Raw genomic sequence first — 3,658 nt, forward strand, 5'->3', positions numbered from 1 at the left:
CTTTCTGCTTTACCTCCTCAGATTACAGAACAAAACAGCACGACCACTGTCCGACTTTCAAATGCCAGCCTCAATCTTGCAATTCTCAAAGCCATCAGCGAGCACACCCAGCTCACCCATGGTATAGGCAGAGCCTCATTGGTACAAACCCTCAAAACCTCTGGAATCAGGCTCAGCGACGGCAAGTTGCGAGAGTTTTTAGGAGATTTATCTCAGCAGGGATTCATTGAGGTCGGCAAGGGGCGTCATGGCACAAAAATTACCGAAAAAGGACTTGCCCGCCTGACACAAGATACAAAAGAATAGAAAAAGAAAACAGAGGTAATTCTGCATATTCTGCAGCCTTCCTCTGTTTTTATCATATTGCTTTTTCTTCTATATTTTACACCATTTCTACAGGAAAAGTAATTTCACCTTTTTCTGTATCCATCACGCAAGTTCCACCCATAGGGATGGTAATCATTGGTGCACCGTGACCGGACTGAATGTTGTACATGATAGGAATATCAAGACCTTTTGTCGCCTCCAGCATTACCTGTACGATATCATAGCCTTCCACGTCTACATTACATCTTGTGAACTGTCCCAGCAGAATGCCGGCAGCGTCTTTCAGAAGACCCGCATTTCGGAGCTGGTAAATGTGTCTGTCCAGATTGCCGATATGCTCACCGATTTCTTCAATAAAGAGAATTTTTCCCTTAGTATCAATCTCGCAAGGTGTACCGACCGACGCACACATTACAGTTAAGTTTCCGCCTACCAGAATGCCGCTTGCTTTTCCCTCGCGGGCAACTCCAATCGGGAATCCTTCCGGAGCTTTATATGTATAAGCGTCTTCTGCAGTCAGCGCTTCAAAGAATGCAGTTTTGCTTTCCTGGTCAAAATCGTCCACCATATTGGAAGATACCATCGGACCGTGGTAAGTCACCAGGTCGCATTCCTGGTTAAAGAGCAAATGCAAACTGGTCACATCGCTGTAGCCGACAAAAATTTTCGGATTCTTTCTGATAACATCCAGATCTAAATAATCCAGAATACGGTTAGCGCCGTCTCCGCCTCTGAGACAAAAGATTGCATCTACTTCGTCATCAGCAAACATATCATTGAGCCAGCGACCTCTCAGTTCTTCTTCTCCAGCCATGTATCCGCCTTTAGAAGCAAACAGATTGTCTGCAGCTTTTACTTTGAATCCCAGCTGTTCCAAAACAGCTTTGCTCTGTTTTGCTCTTTCTTCTTCTACCGGGGAACTGGTCGCAACCAATCCAATCACGTCACCGGCTTTTAATCTCTTCGGATATGTCATGTGAGCCACCTCGTTTCATTAAATTCATCTCTAACGCTTGTTGTTCAAATTAAATTACAAATTTATACCAAGCTTAGAACCACATGATATTAACAATTATCGCTGCCATAATCAGGGAGAATAAGTCTCCTGCGATACCAGCAAGCATGGACTGTCTTGTGTTGGTTACGCCAACTGCACCAAAGTAAACAGCCAGTACATAGAATGTAGTTTCTGTAGAACCGAAAGCAACAGAAGCTACACGACCAATCTGAGACTGAGTTCCGTAGGTTTCCAGAAGGTCTGCACAAAGTCCCTGCGCACCACCGCCGGAAAGAGAACGCATCAGACCCATCGGAAGTACTTCAGCAGGCATATTCACAATACTTGTAACAGGTTCTAATACGGCTACAAGCCAATCCATAGCGCCAGAAGCACGGAACATACCGATTGCACAAAGCATTGCAACCAGATAAGGAATAATCATAATACCAGTTTCAAAACCTTCTTTTGCACCTTCTGTAAAAGAACTGTAAATTGGAACTTTCTTAAAGAATAATGCGTAAAGCGGCACTGCCACAACGAAAACAGGAATCAGATATGCTGATAAAAAGTTTAAAACGTCTGTCATTTTTTACGCCTCCTTTCCGCTCAGAACAAGTGGATCATTACCGATGTAGTCTTCATTAATCTGTAATTTTCCAGCTGCTCTTTCTTTTTCAATAATATTGTCATACTTGAATACTTTCAGTCTGCCTAAAAGTTTTGTCATGATAACACAAACAATTGCAGCACACATAGTAGTCAGAATTGTAGGTCCTACGATTTCAGCAGCGCCCTCTGCCTGAATAGCAGTACGCATTGCAATTACAGTTGTAGGAATCAGACAAATAGAACCAGTGGAAATGGCCATAACCATGCACTGTGCATCTGTTGCGATATTCTTTGTTTTGTTCAGTGTCTGCAGTTCCTGCATAGCTCTGATACCCAGCGGTGTGCAGGCATTACCCAGACCTAAAACGCTGGCTGCAATGTACATTGCAATTGCAGAATTTGCAGGGTGTCCCTTTGGTACGCCAGGGAATAAAAACTTCATAACAGGGGAAAGCGCATTACCCAGTTTCTCACAAAGACCTGCGTCTTCCATAATTTTCATCAGCCCGCAGAAGAATGCCATAGTACCGATTAAGCCGATAGCAAGTTCTACTGCAGTGTCAGCAAATGCGAAGAGGTTGTCCTGTACTTCGCTGATTGTACCGGTTGCTGCACCGGCAATGACTGCTACTGCCATGAGGAACAGCCAAATATAATTCATCATAAATACTACCTCCAAAAAAGTAAAATCAGGTTATAACGGATTACTACGTAGTCACCCCATTTCTTACGCAAACACCGTGCCAACATATTTTCTTTTCTTTCTAAATCGACAAAAACTCACAAAACACACATTTCTGTCTAGGGTTCACTCCCCCAAGAAGAATGCGCTAATTTATCAAAACTGGATATTACCCCATTTTATCTCATTGTCCACCTTATTTCATCTTATCTTACTTGTAAAACAGTTCTTTTTATGGTACGATTCTTGCATTCTATGTTGCTATAAACAAGGAGGTCTATTTTATGTACAAAATTCCGTATACCTATACTAACAAATCTAAGATTGTATTTTATCTCATGATATTAGCCTACTTTCTTCTCAGACTAATATTAATGATACAGATAAAAGCATACAAGTTAGAAGGTTACGAAGTATTTCTTCTTCCTACTATTATATATTACTTGACTATTTTTATCGTGTTGACCGCCATATTCTTTGGCTACAAGTTTTTCTTTACCACTTACGATGAAAATACTATCACCTACCACAATATCCTGCTGAAGCGCTCTGCATCTATTGAGCTGGATAAAATTAAGTATGCTGTCTTCAGTAAAAATGGCGTGCACTTTTATAAAACAGATAATCCCGCACCCGCCGACAAGCCGGACTTTACCATCCCATTTTTCAGGCTTGGTATTATCGATGCCGTTCCAATTAATAATTTCTTCGAAAGACTTATCGACAGAAATACCATACGTATAGAAAAACAGTTCAAAGTTCTTCCCGGCTATTCTAAGCCCTGGACAATTGTTGCACTGGTTTATGCATTCCTGACTTTTTGCGTTTTGATTATTTCTATGCAGCTGCTTTACACTGTCATTATTTTGTTTCAGACTTTTCATTGATTTATCAGGAGGTTTTATTTAGATGAAACGAGTTTCTTTAATTTATCGCACCAGTGAGAACTCAGAGGCTATCAAGTTTATCAAAAATAATCTGGAGGACATCTTTGGCGAACATATCGTATTCACCAACTGCTACTTAAACGATTTGGCAGA

At 41.3% G+C, this 3,658-nt stretch carries 5 protein-coding genes; 2 read left to right on the top strand and 3 right to left on the bottom strand.

Annotated features, from left to right (window positions below):
• A partial coding sequence (locus NFR88_RS14935; protein ID WP_285813915.1) for a winged-helix domain-containing protein occupies window positions 1-306 on the top strand: 306 nt, incomplete at its 5' end.
• A 76-nt stretch (window positions 307-382) separates the two neighbouring features.
• Here the strand turns inward: NFR88_RS14935 and NFR88_RS14940 are convergent.
• The 3 genes from NFR88_RS14940 to NFR88_RS14950 all read right to left on the bottom strand — a co-directional run bounded on the left by NFR88_RS14940 (window position 383) and on the right by NFR88_RS14950 (window position 2,600).
• Entirely contained in the window at window positions 383-1,303 is a 921-nt protein-coding gene (locus NFR88_RS14940; protein WP_161909548.1) for a S66 peptidase family protein, read from the bottom strand.
• Window positions 1,304-1,376: 73 nt separating this feature from the next.
• On the bottom strand, window positions 1,377-1,913 hold the full coding sequence (locus NFR88_RS14945) for a spore maturation protein (protein WP_160203292.1): 537 nt from the start codon (window positions 1,911-1,913) through the stop codon (window positions 1,377-1,379).
• Between the two features lie 3 nt (window positions 1,914-1,916).
• A complete protein-coding gene (locus tag NFR88_RS14950; RefSeq protein ID WP_160203293.1) occupies window positions 1,917-2,600 on the bottom strand; it encodes a nucleoside recognition domain-containing protein in 684 nt (227 codons plus the stop codon).
• A 302-nt stretch (window positions 2,601-2,902) separates the two neighbouring features.
• Here NFR88_RS14950 and NFR88_RS14955 point away from each other — a divergent pair, with 302 nt between their 5' ends.
• Window positions 2,903-3,505 (top strand): hypothetical protein, encoded by a 603-nt coding sequence (locus tag NFR88_RS14955; protein ID WP_160203294.1) that lies wholly within the window; start codon window positions 2,903-2,905, stop codon window positions 3,503-3,505.
• Window positions 3,506-3,658 lie beyond the last annotated feature (153 nt).

The sequence above is a fragment of the Senimuribacter intestinalis genome (genome assembly GCF_943192965.1).
GTDB classification, from domain to species: Bacteria; Bacillota; Clostridia; order Peptostreptococcales; family Anaerovoracaceae; genus Senimuribacter; species Senimuribacter intestinalis.